This is a genomic window from Xanthomarina sp., assembly GCF_035306605.1.
Taxonomy (GTDB): domain Bacteria; phylum Bacteroidota; class Bacteroidia; order Flavobacteriales; family Flavobacteriaceae; genus Xanthomarina.
Window position 1 is genome coordinate 1 of sequence record NZ_DATGNR010000012.1, and the last position, 21394, is coordinate 21394.

Sequence of the window (21394 nt, forward strand, 5' to 3'; positions counted from 1 at the left end):
TAAAGAATCCTCCAGCACATCAAACCTTTTTAAGGAAATGTACCGGCCTTTTTCCTTAAACTCGTTTACAAATTGCGTTAGGGTTTTGTCTTTAAAATCTTTAAAAAGTTTTTGTTTGAAGGCTTGCACTGTAAAATGTACAGGACAGGGATTGTCATCGCCACACTTAGAAAGTCCTAAAAAACACTGATTAAATTTATCGTGGCCATCTATAGCTAGAACGACATCCCACACTGTTTTTTCCTTATTTTCAGGGCTTATATAAAAACCGCCATGCGGGCCTTTGTTGGAAGTTACTAGGTTGTTTTTGTTTAATTTCTGAAGTATTTTGGCCAAAAATGCTTGAGGCGCTTCTAATTCTTCAGAAATAACTTTTACGCCAACTTTATGGTTTTCATCTGAGCACATTTCTAAATACAGAATGGATCGAATGGCATATTGACAAGCGTTAGATAACATGGTTGTTTTTCTTCAAATATATAACAAGATGTTTTTATCCTCTATTAATTAACAATAAATTAGGCTCTACCTAATGTGTTTATTCAGGATATTGTTGAAGAGGCCTAAAACTATCGCTCGGGATTATATTTATACCTAAAAGAAGTTGATATAGATAGGAGTAAGAAGTAACAGCGGGGTGGCTTTATATTGGGATTGCGCACTAAAGCATGTACGAAGTACTGGCTGATTGCCGAAAGCCTGTATTTGTTTGGGTGTTATTTACACCAAGGCTGTGGCATTAGTAGGAATTGTTCCCCGTCATTCCTCTTAATTTCAGGGCTACTATTAAAATGTCTTTCTGACTAATTTGTCCGACAAGCTTGCCATCTTCTACTATAGGGAATCGTCTTCTTTTAGATTCTAGGAATTTGTTGGCCGCGTCAAGCACATTCATATTTCCATCAATGGTTTCAACGTCTTTTATCATGCGTTTTTCCACTAAATTATTTTCTATAGGCATGTTGTAATATCTGCTTTCGCTTATTTGTTTTAAACAATCTCCTTCAGAAATCATTCCTACCAACTCGTTATTATCATTTACTACGGGACCACCAGAAATTTTATGTTTAATTAATATATCTATTACTTCTTCTAGCGATTGCTTCGGTTTAAAAGTAATCAACTCTCTTGTCATGATGTCGCTTACTTTAAACGGAAACGCATCAGGTGTAATCGGTTGTTGCTTTCTAGCTCCTTGAAAACTCTTTATTGCCATATTGATTTTATTTACGGGTTAGTCTTAAATATACTAATTATTAGCGAGTTATCCTAAATTAATTAAGTAAGAAAATTTCTCTATTTTTATAAACCAAACCCATCGAAGAAATCATGATTAAAAAAGCAGTTTCCCTTTTATTACTTATAGCGGCTATTTATTGGAGTTTTTCGGCTTTAATGCCTCAAACCATTTCTACTCTAGATGCCCCTGACCAAAATTTTTCGACCCAACGTGCGCTAGTTCATTTAAAGGAACTATCTAAAACCCCGCATTATGTTGGAAGTCCAGATCATGAACGGGTAAGAAACTACCTTGTAGACGCTTTAGAACAACTTGGTTTGGAAACGCAAATACAAACAGATTATGTTTTAACCGATTGGGGCACCCTTACAAAACCCAAGAACATTTTAGCTAGAATTAAAGGATCGGACAATTCAAAAGCCTTGATGTTGCTAGCGCATTACGATAGCAAATCGCACGCATCTTTAGGAGCAAGTGATGCTGGTTCAGGCGTTGTTACTATCCTAGAAGGACTGCGAGCCTATTTGCATGAAAATAAAACGCCGAAAAACGATTTGATTATCTTGTTTTCCGATGCCGAAGAATTGGGATTAAATGGCGCTTCGCTCTTTGTTAATAAGCATCCTTGGGCCCAAGATGTGGGCTTGGTTTTAAACTTTGAGGCTCGTGGAAGTGGTGGGCCGAGTTATATGCTGATGGAAACCAATGGCGGAAACCAGAAGTTAATTTCTGGGTTTAAAGCTGCCAATCCGCAGTATCCTGTAGCCAACTCTTTGGCCTATAGCGTGTATAAAAAACTGCCTAACGATACCGATTTGACCCGTTTTAGAGAAGATGGGGATATAGAGGGTTTTAACTTTGCTTTTATAGACGATCATTTTGACTACCATACCTCGTTAGACTCCTACGAGAGGTTAGATAGAAACACCTTGGAGCACCAAGGCAGTTATTTGATGCCTTTATTACACTATTTTGCCGATGCCGATTTAACAGATTTAAAAAGTAAGCAAGACGATATTTATTTTAATGTTCCCCTGTTTAAATTGGTAAGCTATCCTTTTTCATGGATTAGCCCCATGCTTGTTTTTGCTTGGTTGGTATTTATTGCCCTCGTGTTTTACGGCATGAGTAAACGACGCTTAAACGCCAAAGAGATTGGTAAAGGAACGCTTGTGTTTTTGGCGAGCCTTATAATTAATGGCGGGATTGGTTATTTAGGATGGAACTTGTTATTGGTTATTTATCCAGAATACACCGAAATTCTCCATGGCTTTACCTATAACGGGCATGTTTATATTTGGGTATTTAGCTTGTTAGCGCTTGGGATATGTTTTTGGTTGTTCCACAAAGTTTATAAACCAGAAAACACCGCTAGTTTATTAGTTGGGCCGTTGTTTGTTTGGTTGCTTATTTGTGTATTTCTAGCCTTCGAGCTTCCAGGAGCTAGCTTTTTTATTATTCCCGTGTTATTTGGTTTAATTAGTTTGTTTGTTTTGGTTAGACAAAAACAACCCAATCTTTTTTTAATGGTATTTTTAGCGTTACCCCTTTTAAGTATCATGACGCCTTTTATTCAAATGTTTCCAGTGGGATTGGGCTTAAAACTTTTAATGGCCGCTTCGGTTTTAGTTAGTTTGATTTTTGGTTTATGTCTACCTATTTTTGGGTTTTACAGACATAAAAACAGGTGGTCATATCTCTTGTTTTTTATAACAGGTATCCTTTTTGTTTCGGCACATTTGCAATCTGATTTTAATGAGGAACGTCCAAAACCAAATAGTTTGATTTATTATTTAGATACAGATAATAACGATGCTGTTTGGGCTAGTTATGATAAGCTATTAGACCCTTGGACTAAAGCCTATTTATCGGATCATCCTGACAGCGATCACGCTATAACCAAAACCAACTTTGGCAGTAAATACAATACAGGATTTAGTTTTAGCAAAAAAGCAGAGCTTAAATCGATAGCACCCCCTTTTGTAGATATTAAAACCGATACCCTTATTGGTGAGCAAAGACATGTTAGCCTGTTTATTTCACCTCAACGCCCAGTGAACAGAATGGACCTACACACCACTTTTAAGTCTGCATTTAGCTCCTTTAAGGTAAACGGTTTAGACGTTACAGAAGATTTAAACAAGTCTGTTTTAAGCCATAGCAACCAAATTAGACTGTTTGAGTATTATGTGGTTGACGACAAGTTTTTAGAGCTAGAATTTTCTATTCCGAAGGGAGAGACCATTGACTTTACGTATTACGAAGCTTCCTTCGATTTGTTAAGCAATGCGTTGTTTAACCTTCCTGAAAGGCCGAAAAACATGATTCCGAAACCTTTTATTCTGAACGATGCCGTGCTGCTTAAAAAAAGTATTGAATTCAATTAATGTTTTACAAACAATTAGCATGACTTTAAGATAATACCCCGTGATTTTTTTTAGTTTTGAAAGTAAAACAACTAAAAATGAAACACATTACCTTAATTATCTGTATGGCCATGAGTTTTGGTTTAAGCGCCCAAAACAACCAAGAGTTACTAAAACACTTTGAAGCCTATTATAAACAAATGAAAGCTCAAGGGGATATTCAGGGTGCTATAAATGGATTGACACATTTAAACCTTTTAAAACCTTCAGATGCGAGGCAAGATACTTTAGCCTATTTTTATATGAATGAGGGGAAGTTTGTACAAGCTTTAAATGTTATTGGTGCTGATTTGTATGCTACAGATTCCGACATGGCCGTTGAGATTAAAGCTATTTCCTTAAAGGCTATCAATCGGCCAAAACTAGCCATAAAACAGTTTGAAGAGCTATTTAGACGACGTCCAGACGTAACCATTGCTTATGACTTGGCAGAGCTTTATATTCAAGATCAAAATTTAGCCGAAGCTTCTAAAAAAATAGAATACGGCTTAATGCATGTAGAAGCTACTACAACTAAAACCTACTACGAAGCAAGACAGCCTTATCAAGTGCCGTTAAAAGCTGGGTTTTTATACCTTAAAGGCTTACAGGTTTTTAATGAAAATAAAGAAAAAAATATTGATTTAGCCGTTTCCTACTTAGAGCAGGCATTAACTTTAGCCCCTAATTTCAATTTAGCTTTTGTTAGCAGGTCGGCCTTACTAGGGCAAAAAGAGCAGCCAAATAAAGAAGATTAATTGGTTTTGTGACGCGTATTTAGATTGAATGCCTCTCTGTTTTAAGGCATCCCTATATTTATAGCATAGTTATCGATTCGTGGCTTTACTAACTACCATCAGTACCAAAAAAAAAGCTGAACAATGAAAATCATTGCTCAGCTTTTGTTGTTCCTTATAATCTTTGAATACGCTGTACCGATTCCAAGATCTTTCTTCTAAAGGGTTGGGTTATTCTTTAACCAATCTAAGGGTATGCGTTTCAGTACCATGTTTAAGCGTTACCAAATACACTCCAGAGTTTAACTCGTTGTTTAAAGAAACTGTTACTTTATTGTCTGCAGCCGTTAAGGTGTTCGTAAAGATTCTTCTTCCTGCCATATCTGCAATATTCACTTCTACCTGCTGACCATTTAATTTTGGTGCATGCACATAAAAAGTATTATCGCTTAATGGGTTAGGGAATACACGTGTACCTACTAACATGTTATAATCATTAATACTTGTTGTTGCATCTTGTACTAAAACCGTATAATCTTCAATTTCTCCCCAATCGAACGAATTACATGGATCTGCCACATCTTCGTACCATCCAACTTTAACACGCATACGTGTGTTTCCAAGTACTGCATCAGCAGGAACCGTGATATCCATTGTGTGAGGACCCACACTACTTGTTGCTGAAGCTAGGGTGTACACCTCACCAGCATCATCTAGGGTTCCGTTTTGGTTCCAATCGATAAATACATACAGGTAATCATTTCCATCCACAGTAAGTTGTACTGAGATTTGATTTGTATCTCCTACATTTACGGTTGCCACTTGATTGGTAAAATCATTATACGGGGCATGCGAGGAGGTTGTATTATTAATTCCTGCATAAGTAACATTTGTAATATTCTCAAAATTTGGACTAGAATCTGCTGATTCACAATAAGCAATCACTGTTGTGAAAGTTGCCACTGTTGACATGGCTGTATCTCCAGATGCCGTACATGTTGAAACTAATCTCCATTCAACCACATCTCCAACTTCAGCAGGCGCTGTTGCGTTATACGCTAACACTTCATTTGTTGCCGCTCCTTCATCTACCCAACCTTGACCATTGGTATTAGATTGCCATTGAAATGACATTTCGGTTGCAGAAGAATATCCTGTTGCTGATACGCTATAGGCAGAACCAACTCCACCTGATGTCGGGCTAACTTGTGCCACTCCAGCGTCCGGCATCCCACTACATGCTGTAATGGCATCACAATCTCCATAAAAAGAGATAACCCCATCAGCCGTTTCATCAAATCCATTAACCGGATCTGAACCAGGTACCCAGACTCCATCAGCCAAGAAATAACTTTCATTAGGTGTGTTCATTGCTGTAACTACTTCTATATAAGAATTTCCGCCAGCTTGTACCAAAACTCCAATCCAAAAAATTGTATCTGTGGTTTCTCCCATAAAAGTAAACGGCACGGCTAAATCTAAATTTACCTGCACACGGTCGTGTCCGAATGCCTCACCAATAACTGTAGCAGATGTTGGAGCCTGCATAGCGGTAGCGCTTAATTCAACTCCTGGTCCGGTTCCTGATGTGGAATTTTTATAAAAATGTAATTTCACTCCATCAATAGAAACGCCTAGTGGAACCAAGGCATTAAATTGAACAGAATTAAGTGTAAACGCTTCATTTGCATTTACAACTAAATCGTTTGCAAATATCAGCGTATTAAGGTAACCATATCCATTCTCCACTGTAGTACCGGCCATGGTTTCCTGCGAACAGGACACAGACTGTGCATAAGTAGAAGTCCACATAAGCATGCTAGCCATGCTTACAAAAAATAGCAAAGTAATTTTTCTCATAATAATAACATTTTAAAATAATTAATTAGGTTTTATAAATACCGTCCAATTTCATGGAGACACGGGTTCAATTCTTCGTAAACTTATAATAAACATCTAACTGGCACTAGGTGATTTACTAATAGTATTACTGAAATATTTATTAAATTAACAAAGATTTAATACAATAAACAAATTAATAATTAAAAAATATATATAGTCTTCAAAAACCACCTCTAAGTCCAACTAAAGTTGCGCTTTCTTTGATTTAAAATTTCCTTTCTGACTGAAAACAAAAAAGCCAGCAGTTAGTGCTGGCTTTTTGATTAATAACATCTCAAAAAAGATGTTACCAAATTTTCACTCGTTTTTCTGGAGCTAAATACATGTTATCACCTTCTGAAATATTAAATGCCTCGTAAAATGCATCTACATTTTGTAAAGGCATTACTGCACGGTACATCCCTGGAGAGTGTGTATCTGTTTTAATTTGATTTCTTAAAGCATCTTCCGTGTATTTGGTTCTCCACACAGTAGCCCAGCTCATAAAGAAACGTTGTTCAGGAGAGAACCCATCAATATTTTCTGGTCTTCCGTTTTCAGCTAAATAAAGTTGAAGTCCATCATAAGCCGCATTTACACCACCTAGATCCCCAATGTTTTCACCTAAAGTAAAATCACCGTTTAACTTTACGTCTGGCAATGCATTTACTTCGCTATATTGAGCAGAAAGTTCTTTCCCTAAAGCTGTGAATTGCTCTAAATCTGACTCCGTCCACCAGTTATTTAAGTTACCATCCGCATCGTAACGAGAACCAGAATCGTCGAAGCAATGAGAAATCTCATGACCGATTACGGCACCAATACCACCATAATTTACTGCTTCATCCGCTTGGAAGTTATAGAAAGGAGGTTGTAAAATAGCTGCTGGGAACACAATCTCGTTGTAAGGAGGCATAAAATATGCGTTTACAATTTGAGGAGCCATTAACCATTCTGTTTTATCAACAGGTTTTCCTAATTTACCTAAGTCTTCTTTAAATCTCCATTCAGAAACATGGTTCATGTTTTCAAAGTAAGATCCACCTTCAGCAACATTTTTAACCTCTAAAGCGGAGTAGTCTTTCCATTTATCTGGATAGGCTATTTTCACGCTCATTTTATGAAGTTTTTCTATCGCTTTCTCCTTGGTTTCAGGTGTCATCCAATCTAAATTCTTGATTCTATTTTCAAAAGCAAGCATGATGTTTTTAATCATGTTCTCTGCTTTCTCCTTAGCTTCTGGTGGAAACATTTTATCCACGTATAATTTTCCTAAAGCTTCACCAACCGTTCTATTTAAGGTGTTTAATGCACGCTCTTCTCTTGGTCTTTGTTCCTTAGAACCTGTTAAATCTCTACCGTAGAACTCCCAGTTAGCCGTTTCCATTTCTGTAGTTAATTGTCCGGCTGCACCTCTTACAAGAGTCCAATTTAAATAGTCCTTCCAAACTTGAACGTTGTTTTGAGAAAACAAGTTATTTAAGGCTTTAAAATATCCAGGATCAGTTACAATTACAGTATCTAAATTAGCCACTCCAATTCCTGTAAAATATGCTTTCCAATCTATAGAAGGAGTCATTTTGTTTAAATCGTCAATCGATTTTGGATTGAAGCGTTTTCTTGGGTCTCTACTTTCTTCTTTCGTCATTCTAGGCTCCGCCATGCTTGTTTCGAAATCTAAAATTTCAACTGATTTCTTTTGAGCACTCTCTTGGTCTACGCCAATATATTGCAACATTCTAGCAATATGTGAACGGTACTTATCGCGTTTATCCTTTGTATCATCATCTTGATCTACGTAGTAATCTCTACTTAAACCTAAAGAACCACCCCCTAAATAAGCTGTGTTTAAATTACTGTCTTTAGGATGAGCACCCACTCCAAATCCAAAAAAACCAGCACCACCTTGTGGTTCCATTTCAATTAGATAGGCTTGTAAATCGTCCAGATTTTTGATGGCATTAATTTTCTCTAAATAAGGTTTTAGAGGTTCGATACCTAGATTATCTCTAGATACTGTATCCATGATGGTTTGGAAGATTTCTACTGCTTTTTCTTGATCGGATCCTGGAAGCACGGTAATTTTATCCATATCCTTATTATCGGACATGGCCGACTTTAAAATAGACAAAGCATCGGCATCTGTTTTTTTACGAAGCTCGTCGAAACTTCCCCATCGGGTTCTGTCTGCTGGAATTTCATTAGTTTTTAACCAAGTTCCGTTTACGTAATTGAAAAAATCTTGATTTGGGGCTACCGAAGTATCCATGTACTCTAGATTAATTCCCGGGACTTTTTCCAGATCGGCTTGCGCCAAGTCTTTCTTTGAATCGTCTTTACAGGCTACTAAGCCAGCAAAAGCCACAGCTCCATAAAGAGAAAGCTTTAAAAAATTTTTGTTCATAAGGTTTAGGTTGAATTTTAAAATGTGAAATTTACTAATAATTAAGAGTGATTAATACCGCTACTTAAATATTAACAAAAAGTTAAGAATTAAGTAATTGCATAATATCTAAGGTTTTATAATTTTTTGAGATTCCCTTTCTAGCTTTTTATTCATTTGAAGATTTAGGTCGGAGAAGGACACTAACACCTCTTTTATATGGCTTATTATGGCATCTGGTGTGGTATTAGAAAGGTTTACTACGCTTTCTAGTTTGTATAATTTCGTTTCTAAAGCAATTAGTCGCGACATAATACTAGGCGCGTTTAGTTGCTCGGGAATGTTTGCTTTTAAATCTTTAGTTAAGCTTTCTAAAATTTCATGGTTATCTTTAAAATAAGCCACATTAGCCTGTTTTAAATTCTCCATAATATTTTCTAGTTCATTATACTGCACCCAATTTTGTGTATAGGCTTTTACTTTAGCATCTTGAAGGTATTCGGTGAATTTTAAGTTTTGAACCTGTTCTTTCGTCAGGTTTGGTAAATTTGAATCCTCTTCTACATTGCCCGTGTTTTCTTCGGTGTTCCCGCAAGAAAGCAAACAGATAAGCAAACAAAAACTAATAAGTATTTTCATATTGACATTATAAGGAACAGCAAATATATAGATTTCGGTTTTTTATATGCTACTGTTTAGCACTTGATTAATAATTAAGAATGTTTTTTTAAGTTAATTTTATCAGTCTTGAGCAAAAATCTTATTATTTTTGACCCCAATAAAACCTTAAAAAAATGACTCCTAAAATATTGATTATTGGTGCTTGTGGACAGATTGGATCTGAGTTAACACAAAGGTTAAGAAGCATCCACGGAATAGATAATGTTGTTGCTAGCGACATTAGTTACAACAATTTGGATGTAGTAAATTCTGGTCCTTTCGATATTTTAGACGCTCAAGACTACACTGCTGTGAAGATATGTGTAGACAAACACCAAATTAATACGGTGTATTTAATGGCTGCCATGCTAAGTGCTACGGGTGAAAAATTCCCAATGAAAGCATGGGATTTAAACATGGATTCTTTATTTCATGTTTTAAACTTAGCCAAAGAAGGTTTTATTAAAAAAGTATTTTGGCCTTCGAGCATTGCTGTATTTGGCCCAACTACGCCTACAGAAAACACCCCTCAGCACACCATTATGGAGCCTACCACGGTATATGGTATGACCAAGCAAGTTGGAGAACGTTGGTGTGAATACTACAACAAACAATACCAGGTAGATGTTAGAAGTGTCCGTTATCCTGGAATTATTAGTTGGAAAACGTTACCTGGAGGAGGAACGACTGATTATGCTGTAGAAATTTATCATAAAGCTTTAGAAGAAAACACCTACGAATGTTTCCTTTCAAAAGACACAGAACTTCCAATGATGTTTATGGATGACGCCATTAAAGCTACCATAGATATTATGGATGCCGAACCAGAAGCTATAAAAATACGATCGTCTTACAATTTATCGGCGATTAGTTTTACTCCTGAGGACATTACAAAATCTATACAACAACATCTTCCAGATTTTAAGATTTCATACAAGCCAGATTTTAGACAAAACATTGCCGATACATGGCCAAACAGCATCGACGATTCTAGAGCTCGTGCGGATTGGAATTGGAAACACAGTTTTTCATTAGACGATATTACTAAGGAAATGCTTACTAATTTAAAGGAAAAACAAAGCGTATAAATCCTTGAATTTCTAAGAAATAGAAAAAATAAAGTTCCTGATTTTTAATAAAGTTATTTTATATTAGCTTTAAAATTGAAAAAAGCTAATACACATGAACAAACTATTACTATTTGCATTATTTATTTCGACCTCTGTTGCCTTTTCTCAAAAAGCGAAAGTTACGAAGGGCGATTGGTCTGATTTAAAAGGCATCACTGAATACAACCTGGTATTTGACTATTCTAATTTAGAAATCCCTAAATATGATTCTGAGGAGGCTTTTTTAGAAGATAAAATGGCTAAACGTGATGAGAAAGAGCCAGGAAGAGGTGAGAAATTTAAAGAATCATGGTTTTCAGACCGAGAAGAATTTTACGAGCCAAGATTTATTGAAACCTTTAACGACCGTTATAAGGATGGTTTAGTAAGTGTTGATAAAGACTTAGGAAGTGCCGAGTACACCATGAAAATCCATACAACCTTTATGTATCCAGGATACAATGTTGGTGTTGTTAGGCAAAACTCGAAAATTGAAGCAACCATAAGTGTTTACAAAAATGACCGTCCAAATGACGTTATTTTCTCGGCAGACTACACAAAAATCCAAGGTGCTGGTAATGGTGGTTTTGACTATAATTCTGGTCAAAGAATTGCTGATGCCTATATTATTTTTGCAAGAGCCTTAGTAAAACACATGTACAAAAACACAAAATAAACTTCCTCTTTATACCAATAAAAAAGCGAAACTACCTATCAATTAGTTTCGCTTTTTTGTTTTTCCATATCTATTAAATGCGCCAAGGATTTAACTATCCTATCGTGTTTTTTAACAAAGGGGTTGGTTTGGTCCCAAACATATCCTGCTAACACCGCACATATTTGACGTTTAACTTCTGGATTTTCTGGTCTGTGAAAAAATAAAGTTTGTAAATTTCCTGTGTACCATTCCTTCACATAAGTAGCGAAGACAGCCACTCCTGATTTTATATACTCCGAATAATCTGTTTCCCAATCTACTTTTTTACCTTGTAATTCTTTGGTGATTAATTTAGCTGATAGCAAGGCCGATTCTGTAGCAAAGGTGACCCCGGAAGAAAACACCGGATCTAAAAATTCGGCACTATTTCCAGTTAAAACAAATCCTTTTCCGTATAATTTCTTAACAGATTTGGAGTAGTTTTTTATATTAATTGGTTCGAATAAGAAATCGAGTCCTTTAAATCTGTCGTAATAATAATCAGATAGTTTTAGCATTTCCTGCATACGTTCTGTGGTACTTCCTTTAAACGAATCTAAATATTCCGTTTTACCCACAAATCCTAAGCTGGTAACGCCATTAGAAAACGGAATCACCCAAAACCAGGTATCCTTATCTAACACATCGAAAGTAATAAGTGTGCCTTCTTGACCTTCTGCTCTATTAACATCCTTTACATGTGTAAATAAAGATGAATGATCTGGCAAAGCAGAAGGTTTATCTAAATCTAACAATCTAGGCAACACCCGTCCGTAACCACTAGAATCCACTATGTACTTAGCCTGAATGTTATACATTTGCCCTGTTTCATCTTTAACCGTTGTTTTAGAAGTACCATCCTGGGCAATATCCACTCCTACCACTTCATGGTTAAACGACACATCCACCCCTTTTTTAACAATTTCCTTTGCTAAAATATGATCGAAATCGGCTCTTGGCACTTGCCAGGTCCAGTCCCATCCTTCGGTATGTTTTTCACTAAAGTCGAAATTACAAACAACATCGCCTCTTAAAAACCTTGCACCGGGCTTCAATTCAAAATTAGCTGCTTTCAAACACTCTAAAAGACCTACCTCTTCAAAATGATCCATACATCTTGGCAACAGACTCTCACCTATCACAAATCTAGGGAACACGCCCTTTTCTACCACTTTTATTTTAAATCCTTGACTATTTAAATATGACGCTGCGACACAACCAGATGGCCCAGCTCCAATAATTAAGACGTCAACATGTATATCGCTCATAGTCTTTAGTGTATTAATTAATTAATTATTATAAATTTGCAACCCAAATTAACTATTTTAGTTTTAAGATATAAAAATACAGAATAAATTATAGATGCTAACATTTAACGGAACATTAGAAGTAAAAGATTTTTATAAAGTTATTTTTGAAAATAGCAAGATAAAAATAGATAACGAGGTTTATAAAACCGTTGAAGCTAGCTTCCAGTTTTTAAAATCATTTTCAGAAGACAAGGTTATATATGGGGTTAACACGGGATTTGGTCCTATGGCCCAATACAAAATTAAAGATTCTGAACGCATTCAACTACAATATAATTTAATAAGAAGTCACGCATCTGGAACCGGACAACCTATAGCCCCTATGTATGTAAAAGCGGCTATGCTTGCTAGGCTAAACACCCTATCATTAGGTCATTCTGGTGTCCATAAATCTGTTATTGAATTAATGACAGAACTTATTAACCAAGATGTGACTCCGTTAATTTACGAACATGGTGGTGTTGGAGCTAGTGGAGATTTGGTGCAATTAGCCCATTTAGCCTTAGTATTGATTGGTGAAGGAGAAGTGTTTTATCAAGGTAAAAGGCAAGCAACACAAGAGGTGTTTCAGGCTTTGAACCTAAAACCTATTTCTGTAGAATTACGTGAAGGCTTAGCCTTGATGAATGGGACGTCCGTCATGACTGGTATTGGTATGGTAAATACCATTTACACGAGAAGGCTGTTGGATTGGATGACGTCATGTTCGGCGGCTATCAATGAAATTGTTAAGGCTTATGACGATCATTTATCATTTGAATTAAACCAATCGAAAAAGCATGGTGGGCAGCGTCAGATTGCGGAAGCTATGCGTACTCATTTACAAGACAGTCAGCTAACTAGAAAAAGAGAACATCATTTATATACTAAAAATGATGATGTTGATGTTTTTGAAGATAAAGTTCAAGAATACTATTCCTTACGTTGCGTTCCACAAATTTTAGGACCTGTTTTAGATACCTTAAACAACACGGAGCGTATTTTAATTGAAGAAGTAAATTCTGCCAACGACAATCCTATTGTTGATGTTGAAAAGAAACATGTGTACCATGGCGGAAATTTCCATGGAGATTACGTGTCCTTAGAAATGGATAAGCTAAAACTGGTAGTAACCAAATTAAGCATGCTTTCAGAAAGACAGCTTAACTACCTCCTTAATTCCAGATTAAACAACATGCTTCCTCCATTTGTTAATCTTGGGAAACTCGGACTAAATTTCGGGATGCAAGGTGTGCAATTTACAGCAACCTCAACAACGGCTGAAAACCAGATGTTATCAAATCCTATGTATGTTCATAGCATCCCTAACAACAACGATAACCAAGATGTTGTTAGTATGGGAACTAATGCTGCCTTAATTACTAAAAAAGTAATAGAAAATGCTTTTGAGGTGGTTGCCATAGAGTTAATAACCATAGTACAGGCTATAGAATACCTAAAAGTTCAAGATCAAGTATCATCAAAAACTAAAAAATTGTACGATGAAATTAGAGATTTAGTTCCTATCTTTACGGAAGACACTGTTATGTATCCTTATGTTAACCTTGTTAAAGATTACATCATTAACAATAGAACATAAATCTCAATTATTAATTTAAAATTGGGCTACATCCATTAAAATCATTGAAAATCAATTGATTTGAAAAAGTTTTGCAAATCACTTACTAAAAGCGCAAAACTTGGTAGGGCTTTATTTTTAGGAAAATCTTAAAATCATGAAAACAAAAATGCTATTAATCGCCATGCTATTTTTAGGCATGCAATTTCACGCTCAAGAATTGGCACTTGCCAATCAGAAAGGTAAATTCGGATATATTTCCAAAACTGGAGATTGGAAAATTGAGCCTACTTTTAAGGTGGCAAAAAATTTCTCTGGTGATTTAGCCGAAGCATCAGAAAACGGAAAAACTTGGGGGTTTATCAACCGAAAAGGAGAATGGGTGATTCAACCGACTTTTGACAAAACCAAAGAATTCAATTCTGGAATTGCTGTGGTGTTAAAAGACAAGGAATGGATTTACATCAACACTAAAGGAGAACAAATATTAAGCCATGTAAGTACTGATAAAGTATACGATTTTAAAGATGGTCTTGCTATCATTAGACAAGGGGATTTGGTAGGATTTATCAATACCAAAGGAGACATTGTTGTCCCTGTGAAATTTAAAAAAGTATTTGATTTTGAAAACGGTTATGCCAAAGTTTTGGAAGATGAAAAATGGGGCTTGGTAGATCCAACTGGAAACTATTTTGTGAAAACAGAATACGATGGTGTAAGTAATTATTACGACGGGAACGTAGTTGCCAATATCGGATCTGAGTATGGTTTGATTATCAACAAAACGTTTAAGGTAGTTCCAGGCGCAGAGAAAATATGGGATTTCTCATACGGATCCAAATTAACCTACGCCAAAAAAGATGGTAAATTAGGCTATATAAACAATCAGGGAGATTGGGTTATAGAACCTGCTTACGACAAAGCCCGTGCGTTTATTAATGGTCTAGCACCTGTTATGAAAGACAAAAACTGGGGTTATATTAACACCAAAGGAGAAACTGTTATTCCTTTTGAGTACAGGGATGCCGAAATATTTAGTGAAGACGGTTTAGCTCCTGTAAAATCATCTAAATTATGGGGCTTTATAAATAAAGAAGGTAACATGGTTATCCCAGACAATTACGACATTACCGCTGGTGGATTTTCAGTCTTCCAAAAAAACAATCCGAAAGGTTTTATAAACGGACTGGCTAGAGTAAAAGAGAAAAAATCTTGGGTATACATTAATACTAAAGGTGAAGTTCTTAAAGATTTACGCTTTGAAAACTTAGAGCTTTTCAATTAAGCCATGGCCTCCAAAACGAAACGAAACTTAACAATACTTGCAAGCAGATGAAATGTGCCTTAATAACTGGTGGCTCTAGAGGGATTGGGAAAGCCATTTGTATTCAATTAGCTAAAGACACCGATTACCATATTTTAATTAATTATAATAGCAATCAAGAAGCCGCACTTGAAACCTTAAAAGCCGTTGAGGCCGAAGGAAATACTGGTGAGATTCTTCAATTTAATGTTGCTGATGCCGAGCAGGTTACAAAGACTTTAGATGCTTGGCAAGATCAGAACCCAGATGCTATTATAGAAGTTATCGTAAATAATGCTGGAATTACGAAGGATGGACTTTTTATGTGGATGCCTCACAGCGATTGGCAGGATGTTATTAATACGTCGCTAAACGGTTTCTTTAACGTCACCAATCATCTTATCCAGAAAATGTTGCGAAACCGATATGGAAGAATTATAAATGTATCCTCTGTTTCCGGTGTAAAAGGGACTGCAGGACAGACCAATTATTCAGCAGCCAAAGGCGCTTTAGTTGCTGCAACAAAGGCTTTGGCGCAAGAAGTTGCTAAACGAAAAATAACGGTGAATGCCGTAGCACCAGGCTTTATAAAATCGGATATGACTGCCGAATTAAACGAAGCCGAACTGAAAAATTTAATTCCAATTAACCGATTTGGAGAACCCGAAGAAGTAGCTTATGCTGTATCGTTTTTGGCATCCAAAAAAGCTTCGTATATTACCGGCGAAGTTATCAATATCAATGGGGGAATTTACTCGTAAATTAAAGTAGAAGATGAGGAGAGTTGTGATATCAGGAATGGGAATATATTCTTGTATTGGAGAGAATTTAGAAGCAGTAAAAGAATCCTTATACCAAGGGAAGTCGGGAATAGCCATTGACCCAGAAAGGTCAGATTTTGGTTATCGCTCGCCCTTGACAGGTATGGTTAAATCGCCAAACCTTAAAAACTTACTTTCTAGACGGCAGCGCATTAGCTTAGGTGAGGAAGGCGAATATGCCTATATAGCCACTTTAGAGGCCTTAAAAACCGCTAACATTTCGGACGACTTTTTAGATTCACATGAATTTGGTATTCTTTATGGGAACGACAGTACTGCCAAGTCTATTATAGAATCAAACGATACGATTCGGGAAAAAAAGGATACTACTCTTGTAGGTTCAGGAGCTATTTTTAGAGGAATGAATTCTTCGGTTACCATGAATCTTTCCACCATTTTCAAATTAAAAGGCGTCAATTTCACCATAAGTGCGGCCTGCGCCAGTGGCTCGCATTCTATAGGAATGGCTTATCACCTAATTAAAAGTGGTTTACAAGATTACATAATTTGTGGTGGGGCTCAAGAAATAAACAAATTAGCCATGGGAAGTTTTGACGGCCTAGGTGTTTTTTCGACAAATATTGAAAATCCGAGTCAAGCATCCCGTCCGTTTGATGTGCATAGAGATGGTTTGGTACCAAGCGGTGGCGCAGCCACTTTGATATTAGAAACTTACGAATCGGCTATTGCGCGAGGTGCTACCATTTATGGAGAAATTATTGGTTACGGCTTTTCATCCAATGGCGAGCATATATCCACGCCCAATGTTGATGGACCTGCACGCGCTATGAAAATGGCCATCAACCAAGCCAATATCCTTCCACAGGACATTCAATATGTTAATGCACATGCCACTTCAACACCTGTAGGCGATGCCAATGAAGCTAAAGCTATCTTTGAGGTTTTTGGTGAAAATGGTCCTTATGTAAGCTCAACTAAATCTATGACAGGCCACGAGTGCTGGATGGCCGGAGCTAGTGAAGTTTTGTATTCTATTTTAATGATGCAAAACGATTTTATTGCTCCAAATATTAATTTAACTGAGCCAGACGAAGCAGCATCAAAATTAAATTTAGTTAACAAAACGTTAAACAAAAAATTTGATGTATTTTTGTCCAATTCTTTTGGATTTGGAGGAACAAATTCAGCCTTAATAATAAAAAAATAATAGTGTGATAATGAATAAAGAAGTTATTATTGAAAAAATAAACGACTTTCTTATCGACGAATTTGAAGTTGAAAGTGAGGATATTTCACCTGAAGCTAATTTAAAAGAAACTCTCGAATTAGATAGTTTGGATTTTGTAGATTTAGTGGTTGCTGTTGAGTCTAACTTTGGTGTTAAGTTAGTTGGAGAAGATTTTATAAACGTTAAATCCTTAAGTGATTTCTACACGCTTATTGAAAATAAATTAGCTTAAGACTATTTAGGCATTAAAATATGGCTGCAGAATGGCAAGGTAAATCCAAGGGAACCGTTCTAGGATATAAAATCTTCGTGTTTTTCATGAAGAAAGTTGGAATGAACGCAGCATACTTTATCCTGTATTTTGTTGCCGGCTATTTTTGCTTTTTTTCTAAGGAAAGTACCAAGTCCATTTACTATTATTTAAGACATCGTCTAAAATATTCCAAAAGAAAAAGTGTTATAAGCATCTTTAAAAGCTACTATGTTTTTGGACAAACCATTTTAGACAAAATTGCTATTTCTTCAAATCTCAGTCATAAATTCACTTATGAATCTGATGGTGTTCATTTTATAAATGACACCTTAAAACAAAAAAAAGGGGGTATTTTAATTAGCGCCCATGTTGGGAATTTTGAAATTTCGGAATACTTTTTTAACGAATTAGAAGAAAACGCCTCGATAAGTCTTTTAACTACGGACGTTGAGCACACGGCTATAAAAGAGTATTTGGATAGTGTAAAAAAGAAATCCAATATTAATTTAATCATCATTAGAGAAGATCTTTCGCATATTTTTGAAGTGAACGCTGCTTTAGCTAGAAATGAAATTGTTTGTATTACAGGAGATCGCTATATTAAAGGCTCCAAATTTTTAACAGAAGAACTTTTAGGTAAAGAGGCCAAATTCCCTGCAGGTCCTTTCTTGATAGCTTCTAGACTAAATGTGCCCGTTTTATTTGTTTACGTGATGAAGGAAACAAACAAACACTATCATTTATACGCTAGAAAATCGGAAGCCAAGCTTCGTGATGCTCAAGGGCTATTAAAAGAATACACAGAGAGTTTGACTTGGATGCTAAAAAAGCACCCGCTTCAGTGGTTTAATTATTTCGATTTTTGGAATACTTTAAAATAATATCGCGAAAATGAAAGAAGTTTTAGTTATACATTATTCACAATCTGGACAACTTACAGAAATTATAAACCGTATTGTTTCGCCGTTAAAAACCAATGAAACAAATTTAACTTTTTTGACTATTGAAATGGAAACGCCCTTTCCTTTTCCTTGGAATAAAAAAGAATTTTACGGTGTATTTCCTGAAACCTTTCTTCAAATACCGCAAAAAACAAAGGCTGTTCCTGAGGCCATTTTAAATAAAAAATACGACTTAATTGTTTTTGGTTTTTCGGTGTGGTATTTAACCCCATCCTTGCCAACCACCTCCTTCTTAAACTCGGAAGACGCTAAGAAACTATTTGCCAACACCCCAGTAATAACTGTAATTGGCTGTAGAAATATGTGGATCATGGCACAAGAGAAAATGAAGAAAAAGCTTCAAAGTCTCCAAGCTAATTTGGTTGGAAACATTGTTCTTGTAGATAGACATATTAACCATATTAGTGTAATTACTATTGCCCAATGGATGTTCTCTGGGAAGAAAGAGCGCTTTTTAGGCATCTTTCCAAAACCGGGAGTGGCCCAAAAAGATATTGATGCCTCAATTAAATTTGGCCCAATTATAAAAAAGTATCTTTTAAAGAATAATTATACTACCTTACAAACCGATCTATTAGAGGCAGATGCCGTAAAAATTAAACCGTTTTTAATAACAGTAGATAAACGTGCCAATGTTATTTTCTCTAAATGGGCGCAATTAATTAGGTCCAAGGGTGAGAAAAATGACACAAAACGTCAATTATTCGTAAAAATGTTTAATTATTACCTCTTATTTGCCATTTGGATTATTGCTCCTATAGTATTTATCTTATTTTTGTTAACTTATTTTCCTTTTTACAGGAAAATACAAAAAGAAAAAGAATACTATTCATCGGTTAAATTAAAATAGAAGGTTTTAAAAAATGAAGGAAGTTTATATTACTAAAATATCAAAGTTTTTACCAAATCGTCCCATTAGTAATGACGAAATGGAAGATAAATTAGGAATTATTGATGGGAAAACCTCTAAAGGAAGACGCATTGTTTTACGCAACAATCAGATAAAAACTAGGTATTATGCCATTGATGATGATGGCAACATTACTCATAACAATGCGCAATTAACTAAAGAGGCCATTGTAAAACTATACGATGACAACTTAAAGCCTGAGGATATCGAGTTGCTATCATGCGGTACATCTAGTCCTGATCAAATCCTCCCTTCCCATGCTGCTATGGTTCATGGCTTCCTGAAAAACGGGAACATTGAAATAAACTCCCCTTCAGGAGCTTGTTGCTCTGGAATGAATGCCTTAAAATATGGATTTTTAGCCGTTAAAGCTGGACAGACACAAAACGCTGTTTGTACTGGATCTGAACGAACCTCCTCTTGGATGAAATCGGATACTTTTGAAGACGAGTTAAAACATTTAAATACCCTTGAAGAAAATCCTATTCTAGCTTTTAATAAAGACTTTTTACGTTGGATGCTTTCCGATGGAGCAGGTGCCGTTTTATTAGAAAACGAAGCAAAAGGAGAACAACCTCTTAGAATTGATTGGATGGAAGGCTACTCCTATGCGTACGAATTGGAAGCCTGTATGTATGCTGGAGCTGATAAATTAGAATCTGGATTTTTAAAACCATGGAGTGAATATCCTTCTGACGAATGGAGTAAGAGGTCGCTATTTGCCATGAAACAAGATGTGAAGCTATTAGGCGAAAACATTCTAGTAAAGGGAGTTGATAGCTTAAAGAAGGCTATGGACAAACACGGTGTAAAACCAGAAGATGTAGACTACTATTTACCACATATTTCCTCCTATTACTTTAAAGAAAAACTCTACGAGGAAATGGTAAAACAAGGCGTAGAAATTCCTTGGGAGAATTGGTTCATCAATTTAACCAAAGTAGGCAATGTAGGTTCCGCCTCTATCTACATTATGCTTGAAGAATTACAAGCATCTGGCAAACTTAAAAAAGGAGATAAGATATTACTTTCTGTTCCAGAAAGTGCGCGTTTTGCTTATGCCTATGCGCTTTTAACCGTTTGCTAAAAATGATAAAGCAGCCACAATTACCCATAATCGACGTTTCCCACTTAATCCCTCAAAAAACACCATTTGTTATGGTAGATACTTTGTTGGATTTTTCAGAAAACAAGGTGGTATCCTCTTTTCAAATTAAAGCCGATAATTTGTTTGTTAATAACAATCGATTTTTAGAGTCTGGGCTTATTGAAAACATGGCACAAACCGTTGCTTTGCACACAGGTTATGATTTTTTCATTAAAAATGAAGACCCACCAGTTGGTTATATTGGGTCCTTAAAACGAGTTGACATTATTGAATTGCCCGTTCTAAACGATATTATTACAACCAAGGTTGATATTTTGCACGAATTTAATGGCGTTACTATGGTTTCTGTAAAAGTATTTAATGCCGCTAATAAAGAAATAGCCTCTAGCGAGATGAAAACTGTTGTTGCTAACTAATGAAGATTCACGAATTAGACATAAAGAAATTTTTACCTCATCGGCCTCCTTTTTTAATGGTGGATCATGTATTGACTATTGACGACGAACACGTATCTACCTCTTTCACTATAAAACCTGAATGTATTTTTAATGATCGCGGTTTTTTTAATGAAGCTGGCATGATAGAAAATGCTGCGCAAACCTGTTCTTCTATCGTTGGAAAGAGCTATTTTGACGAAGGAGATTTAGAAGGAGAATCGGCTAAACTTATAGGTTTTATTAGCGCTATAAAAAAAATAAACATTACTTCTTGCCCTCAAGTTGGGGCTACTATAAAAACTAAAGCCTTTATAAAATCACGTCTTAATACAGACCAATTTACCATGTGTTCCATAGATTGTTCTATCTCTGAAAATGGTGAAGAATTATTATCTTGTGAGATAAATTTGGTGATACAGGAGCTGAAATAA

The 21394-nt window shown here is 35.9% G+C and carries 20 protein-coding genes; 14 read left to right on the forward strand and 6 right to left on the reverse strand.

Annotated features, from left to right (window positions below; translation table 11 throughout):
• Both VKY41_RS01710 and VKY41_RS01715 read right to left on the reverse strand, forming a co-directional pair.
• Positions 1-459, reverse strand: a 459-nt coding sequence (locus VKY41_RS01710; protein WP_500812705.1) for an RrF2 family transcriptional regulator, incomplete at its 3' end; no start/stop codon positions are given.
• Between the two features lie 280 nt (positions 460-739).
• Positions 740-1216, reverse strand: coding sequence for a CBS domain-containing protein (locus tag VKY41_RS01715; RefSeq protein WP_500812706.1), 477 nt, complete (start codon positions 1214-1216; stop codon positions 740-742).
• Positions 1217-1329: 113 nt separating this feature from the next.
• Between VKY41_RS01715 and VKY41_RS01720 the strand changes: the two genes are divergently transcribed.
• Positions 1330-3627 (forward strand): M28 family peptidase, encoded by a 2298-nt coding sequence (locus VKY41_RS01720; protein ID WP_500812707.1) that lies wholly within the window; start codon positions 1330-1332, stop codon positions 3625-3627.
• A gap of 77 nt (positions 3628-3704) precedes the next feature.
• Positions 3705-4403: a hypothetical protein gene (locus tag VKY41_RS01725; RefSeq protein WP_500812708.1), complete on the forward strand. Its 699-nt coding sequence runs from the start codon at positions 3705-3707 to the stop codon at positions 4401-4403.
• Positions 4404-4613: 210 nt separating this feature from the next.
• On the opposite strand, the gene VKY41_RS01730 is transcribed toward VKY41_RS01725, so the two are convergent.
• The 3 genes from VKY41_RS01730 to VKY41_RS01740 form a co-directional block, all read right to left on the reverse strand.
• Positions 4614-6242, reverse strand: a complete 1629-nt coding sequence (locus tag VKY41_RS01730) for a T9SS type A sorting domain-containing protein (RefSeq protein ID WP_500812709.1) — start codon at positions 6240-6242, stop codon at positions 4614-4616.
• A gap of 328 nt (positions 6243-6570) precedes the next feature.
• Entirely contained in the window at positions 6571-8667 is a 2097-nt protein-coding gene (locus tag VKY41_RS01735; protein ID WP_500812710.1) for a M13 family metallopeptidase, read from the reverse strand.
• A 108-nt stretch (positions 8668-8775) separates the two neighbouring features.
• Positions 8776-9285, reverse strand: a complete 510-nt coding sequence (locus tag VKY41_RS01740; RefSeq protein WP_500812711.1) for a hypothetical protein — start codon at positions 9283-9285, stop codon at positions 8776-8778.
• A gap of 155 nt (positions 9286-9440) precedes the next feature.
• On the opposite strand from VKY41_RS01740, the gene VKY41_RS01745 reads away from it, so the two are divergent.
• Together VKY41_RS01745 and VKY41_RS01750 are read left to right on the forward strand one after the other, a co-directional pair.
• Complete coding sequence (locus VKY41_RS01745) at positions 9441-10394, forward strand: NAD-dependent epimerase/dehydratase family protein (protein ID WP_500812712.1); 954 nt, start codon at positions 9441-9443, stop codon at positions 10392-10394.
• 94 nt (positions 10395-10488) lie between these two features.
• Entirely contained in the window at positions 10489-11091 is a 603-nt protein-coding gene (locus VKY41_RS01750; protein WP_500812713.1) for a hypothetical protein, read from the forward strand.
• Between the two features lie 38 nt (positions 11092-11129).
• Here VKY41_RS01750 and VKY41_RS01755 read toward each other — a convergent pair whose 3' ends face one another.
• Positions 11130-12380: an NAD(P)/FAD-dependent oxidoreductase gene (locus VKY41_RS01755; RefSeq protein WP_500812714.1), complete on the reverse strand. Its 1251-nt coding sequence runs from the start codon at positions 12378-12380 to the stop codon at positions 11130-11132.
• 94 nt (positions 12381-12474) lie between these two features.
• Here VKY41_RS01755 and flxA point away from each other — a divergent pair, with 94 nt between their 5' ends.
• The 10 genes from flxA (at position 12475) to VKY41_RS01805 (ending at position 21394) form a co-directional block, all read left to right on the forward strand.
• Positions 12475-14001: a flexirubin biosynthesis tyrosine ammonia-lyase FlxA gene (gene flxA / locus VKY41_RS01760; RefSeq protein ID WP_500812715.1), complete on the forward strand. Its 1527-nt coding sequence runs from the start codon at positions 12475-12477 to the stop codon at positions 13999-14001.
• 136 nt (positions 14002-14137) lie between these two features.
• On the forward strand, positions 14138-15265 hold the full coding sequence (locus tag VKY41_RS01765) for a WG repeat-containing protein (RefSeq protein WP_500812716.1): 1128 nt from the start codon (positions 14138-14140) through the stop codon (positions 15263-15265).
• A 47-nt stretch (positions 15266-15312) separates the two neighbouring features.
• Entirely contained in the window at positions 15313-16044 is a 732-nt protein-coding gene (gene flxB / locus VKY41_RS01770) for a flexirubin biosynthesis SDR family reductase FlxB (protein WP_500812717.1), read from the forward strand.
• Between the two features lie 13 nt (positions 16045-16057).
• Entirely contained in the window at positions 16058-17272 is a 1215-nt protein-coding gene (locus VKY41_RS01775) for a beta-ketoacyl-[acyl-carrier-protein] synthase family protein (RefSeq protein WP_500812718.1), read from the forward strand.
• A gap of 10 nt (positions 17273-17282) precedes the next feature.
• A complete protein-coding gene (locus tag VKY41_RS01780; RefSeq protein WP_500812719.1) occupies positions 17283-17525 on the forward strand; it encodes an acyl carrier protein in 243 nt (80 codons plus the stop codon).
• A 20-nt stretch (positions 17526-17545) separates the two neighbouring features.
• The gene (locus tag VKY41_RS01785) at positions 17546-18427 is read left to right on the forward strand and encodes a lysophospholipid acyltransferase family protein (RefSeq protein ID WP_500812720.1); all 882 of its coding nucleotides are present in this window, start codon (positions 17546-17548) and stop codon (positions 18425-18427) included.
• A 10-nt stretch (positions 18428-18437) separates the two neighbouring features.
• Positions 18438-19358, forward strand: coding sequence for a dialkylresorcinol condensing enzyme DarA (locus tag VKY41_RS01790; protein WP_500812721.1), 921 nt, complete (start codon positions 18438-18440; stop codon positions 19356-19358).
• A gap of 13 nt (positions 19359-19371) precedes the next feature.
• Positions 19372-20505 (forward strand): dialkylresorcinol biosynthesis protein DarB, encoded by a 1134-nt coding sequence (darB, locus tag VKY41_RS01795; protein ID WP_500812722.1) that lies wholly within the window; start codon positions 19372-19374, stop codon positions 20503-20505.
• Between the two features lie 2 nt (positions 20506-20507).
• Entirely contained in the window at positions 20508-20942 is a 435-nt protein-coding gene (locus tag VKY41_RS01800) for a hotdog family protein (RefSeq protein WP_500812723.1), read from the forward strand.
• The gene (locus VKY41_RS01805; RefSeq protein WP_500812724.1) at positions 20942-21394 is read left to right on the forward strand and encodes a hotdog family protein; all 453 of its coding nucleotides are present in this window, start codon (positions 20942-20944) and stop codon (positions 21392-21394) included. Before VKY41_RS01800 ends, VKY41_RS01805 begins: the two co-directional genes overlap by 1 nt.

Excerpts from the sequence above, each read along its gene's own strand:
- VKY41_RS01805 (WP_500812724.1), top strand. The coding sequence starts at position 20,942 with ATGAAGATTCACGAATTAGACATAAAGAAATTTTTACCTCATCGGCCT.
- VKY41_RS01800 (WP_500812723.1), top strand. The coding sequence starts at position 20,508 with ATGATAAAGCAGCCACAATTACCCATAATCGACGTTTCCCACTTAATC.
- VKY41_RS01715 (WP_500812706.1), bottom strand. The coding sequence starts at position 1,216 with ATGGCAATAAAGAGTTTTCAAGGAGCTAGAAAGCAACAACCGATTACA.
- VKY41_RS01720 (WP_500812707.1), top strand. The coding sequence starts at position 1,330 with ATGATTAAAAAAGCAGTTTCCCTTTTATTACTTATAGCGGCTATTTAT.
- VKY41_RS01725 (WP_500812708.1), top strand. The coding sequence starts at position 3,705 with ATGAAACACATTACCTTAATTATCTGTATGGCCATGAGTTTTGGTTTA.
- VKY41_RS01745 (WP_500812712.1), top strand. The coding sequence starts at position 9,441 with ATGACTCCTAAAATATTGATTATTGGTGCTTGTGGACAGATTGGATCT.
- VKY41_RS01740 (WP_500812711.1), bottom strand. The coding sequence starts at position 9,285 with ATGAAAATACTTATTAGTTTTTGTTTGCTTATCTGTTTGCTTTCTTGC.
- VKY41_RS01765 (WP_500812716.1), top strand. The coding sequence starts at position 14,138 with ATGAAAACAAAAATGCTATTAATCGCCATGCTATTTTTAGGCATGCAA.
- VKY41_RS01790 (WP_500812721.1), top strand. The coding sequence starts at position 18,438 with ATGAAAGAAGTTTTAGTTATACATTATTCACAATCTGGACAACTTACA.
- flxB (WP_500812717.1), top strand. The coding sequence starts at position 15,313 with ATGAAATGTGCCTTAATAACTGGTGGCTCTAGAGGGATTGGGAAAGCC.
- flxA (WP_500812715.1), top strand. The coding sequence starts at position 12,475 with ATGCTAACATTTAACGGAACATTAGAAGTAAAAGATTTTTATAAAGTT.
- VKY41_RS01785 (WP_500812720.1), top strand. The coding sequence starts at position 17,546 with ATGGCTGCAGAATGGCAAGGTAAATCCAAGGGAACCGTTCTAGGATAT.
- VKY41_RS01750 (WP_500812713.1), top strand. The coding sequence starts at position 10,489 with ATGAACAAACTATTACTATTTGCATTATTTATTTCGACCTCTGTTGCC.
- VKY41_RS01755 (WP_500812714.1), bottom strand. The coding sequence starts at position 12,380 with ATGAGCGATATACATGTTGACGTCTTAATTATTGGAGCTGGGCCATCT.
- VKY41_RS01775 (WP_500812718.1), top strand. The coding sequence starts at position 16,058 with ATGAGGAGAGTTGTGATATCAGGAATGGGAATATATTCTTGTATTGGA.
- VKY41_RS01730 (WP_500812709.1), bottom strand. The coding sequence starts at position 6,242 with ATGAGAAAAATTACTTTGCTATTTTTTGTAAGCATGGCTAGCATGCTT.
- VKY41_RS01780 (WP_500812719.1), top strand. The coding sequence starts at position 17,283 with ATGAATAAAGAAGTTATTATTGAAAAAATAAACGACTTTCTTATCGAC.
- VKY41_RS01735 (WP_500812710.1), bottom strand. The coding sequence starts at position 8,667 with ATGAACAAAAATTTTTTAAAGCTTTCTCTTTATGGAGCTGTGGCTTTT.
- darB (WP_500812722.1), top strand. The coding sequence starts at position 19,372 with ATGAAGGAAGTTTATATTACTAAAATATCAAAGTTTTTACCAAATCGT.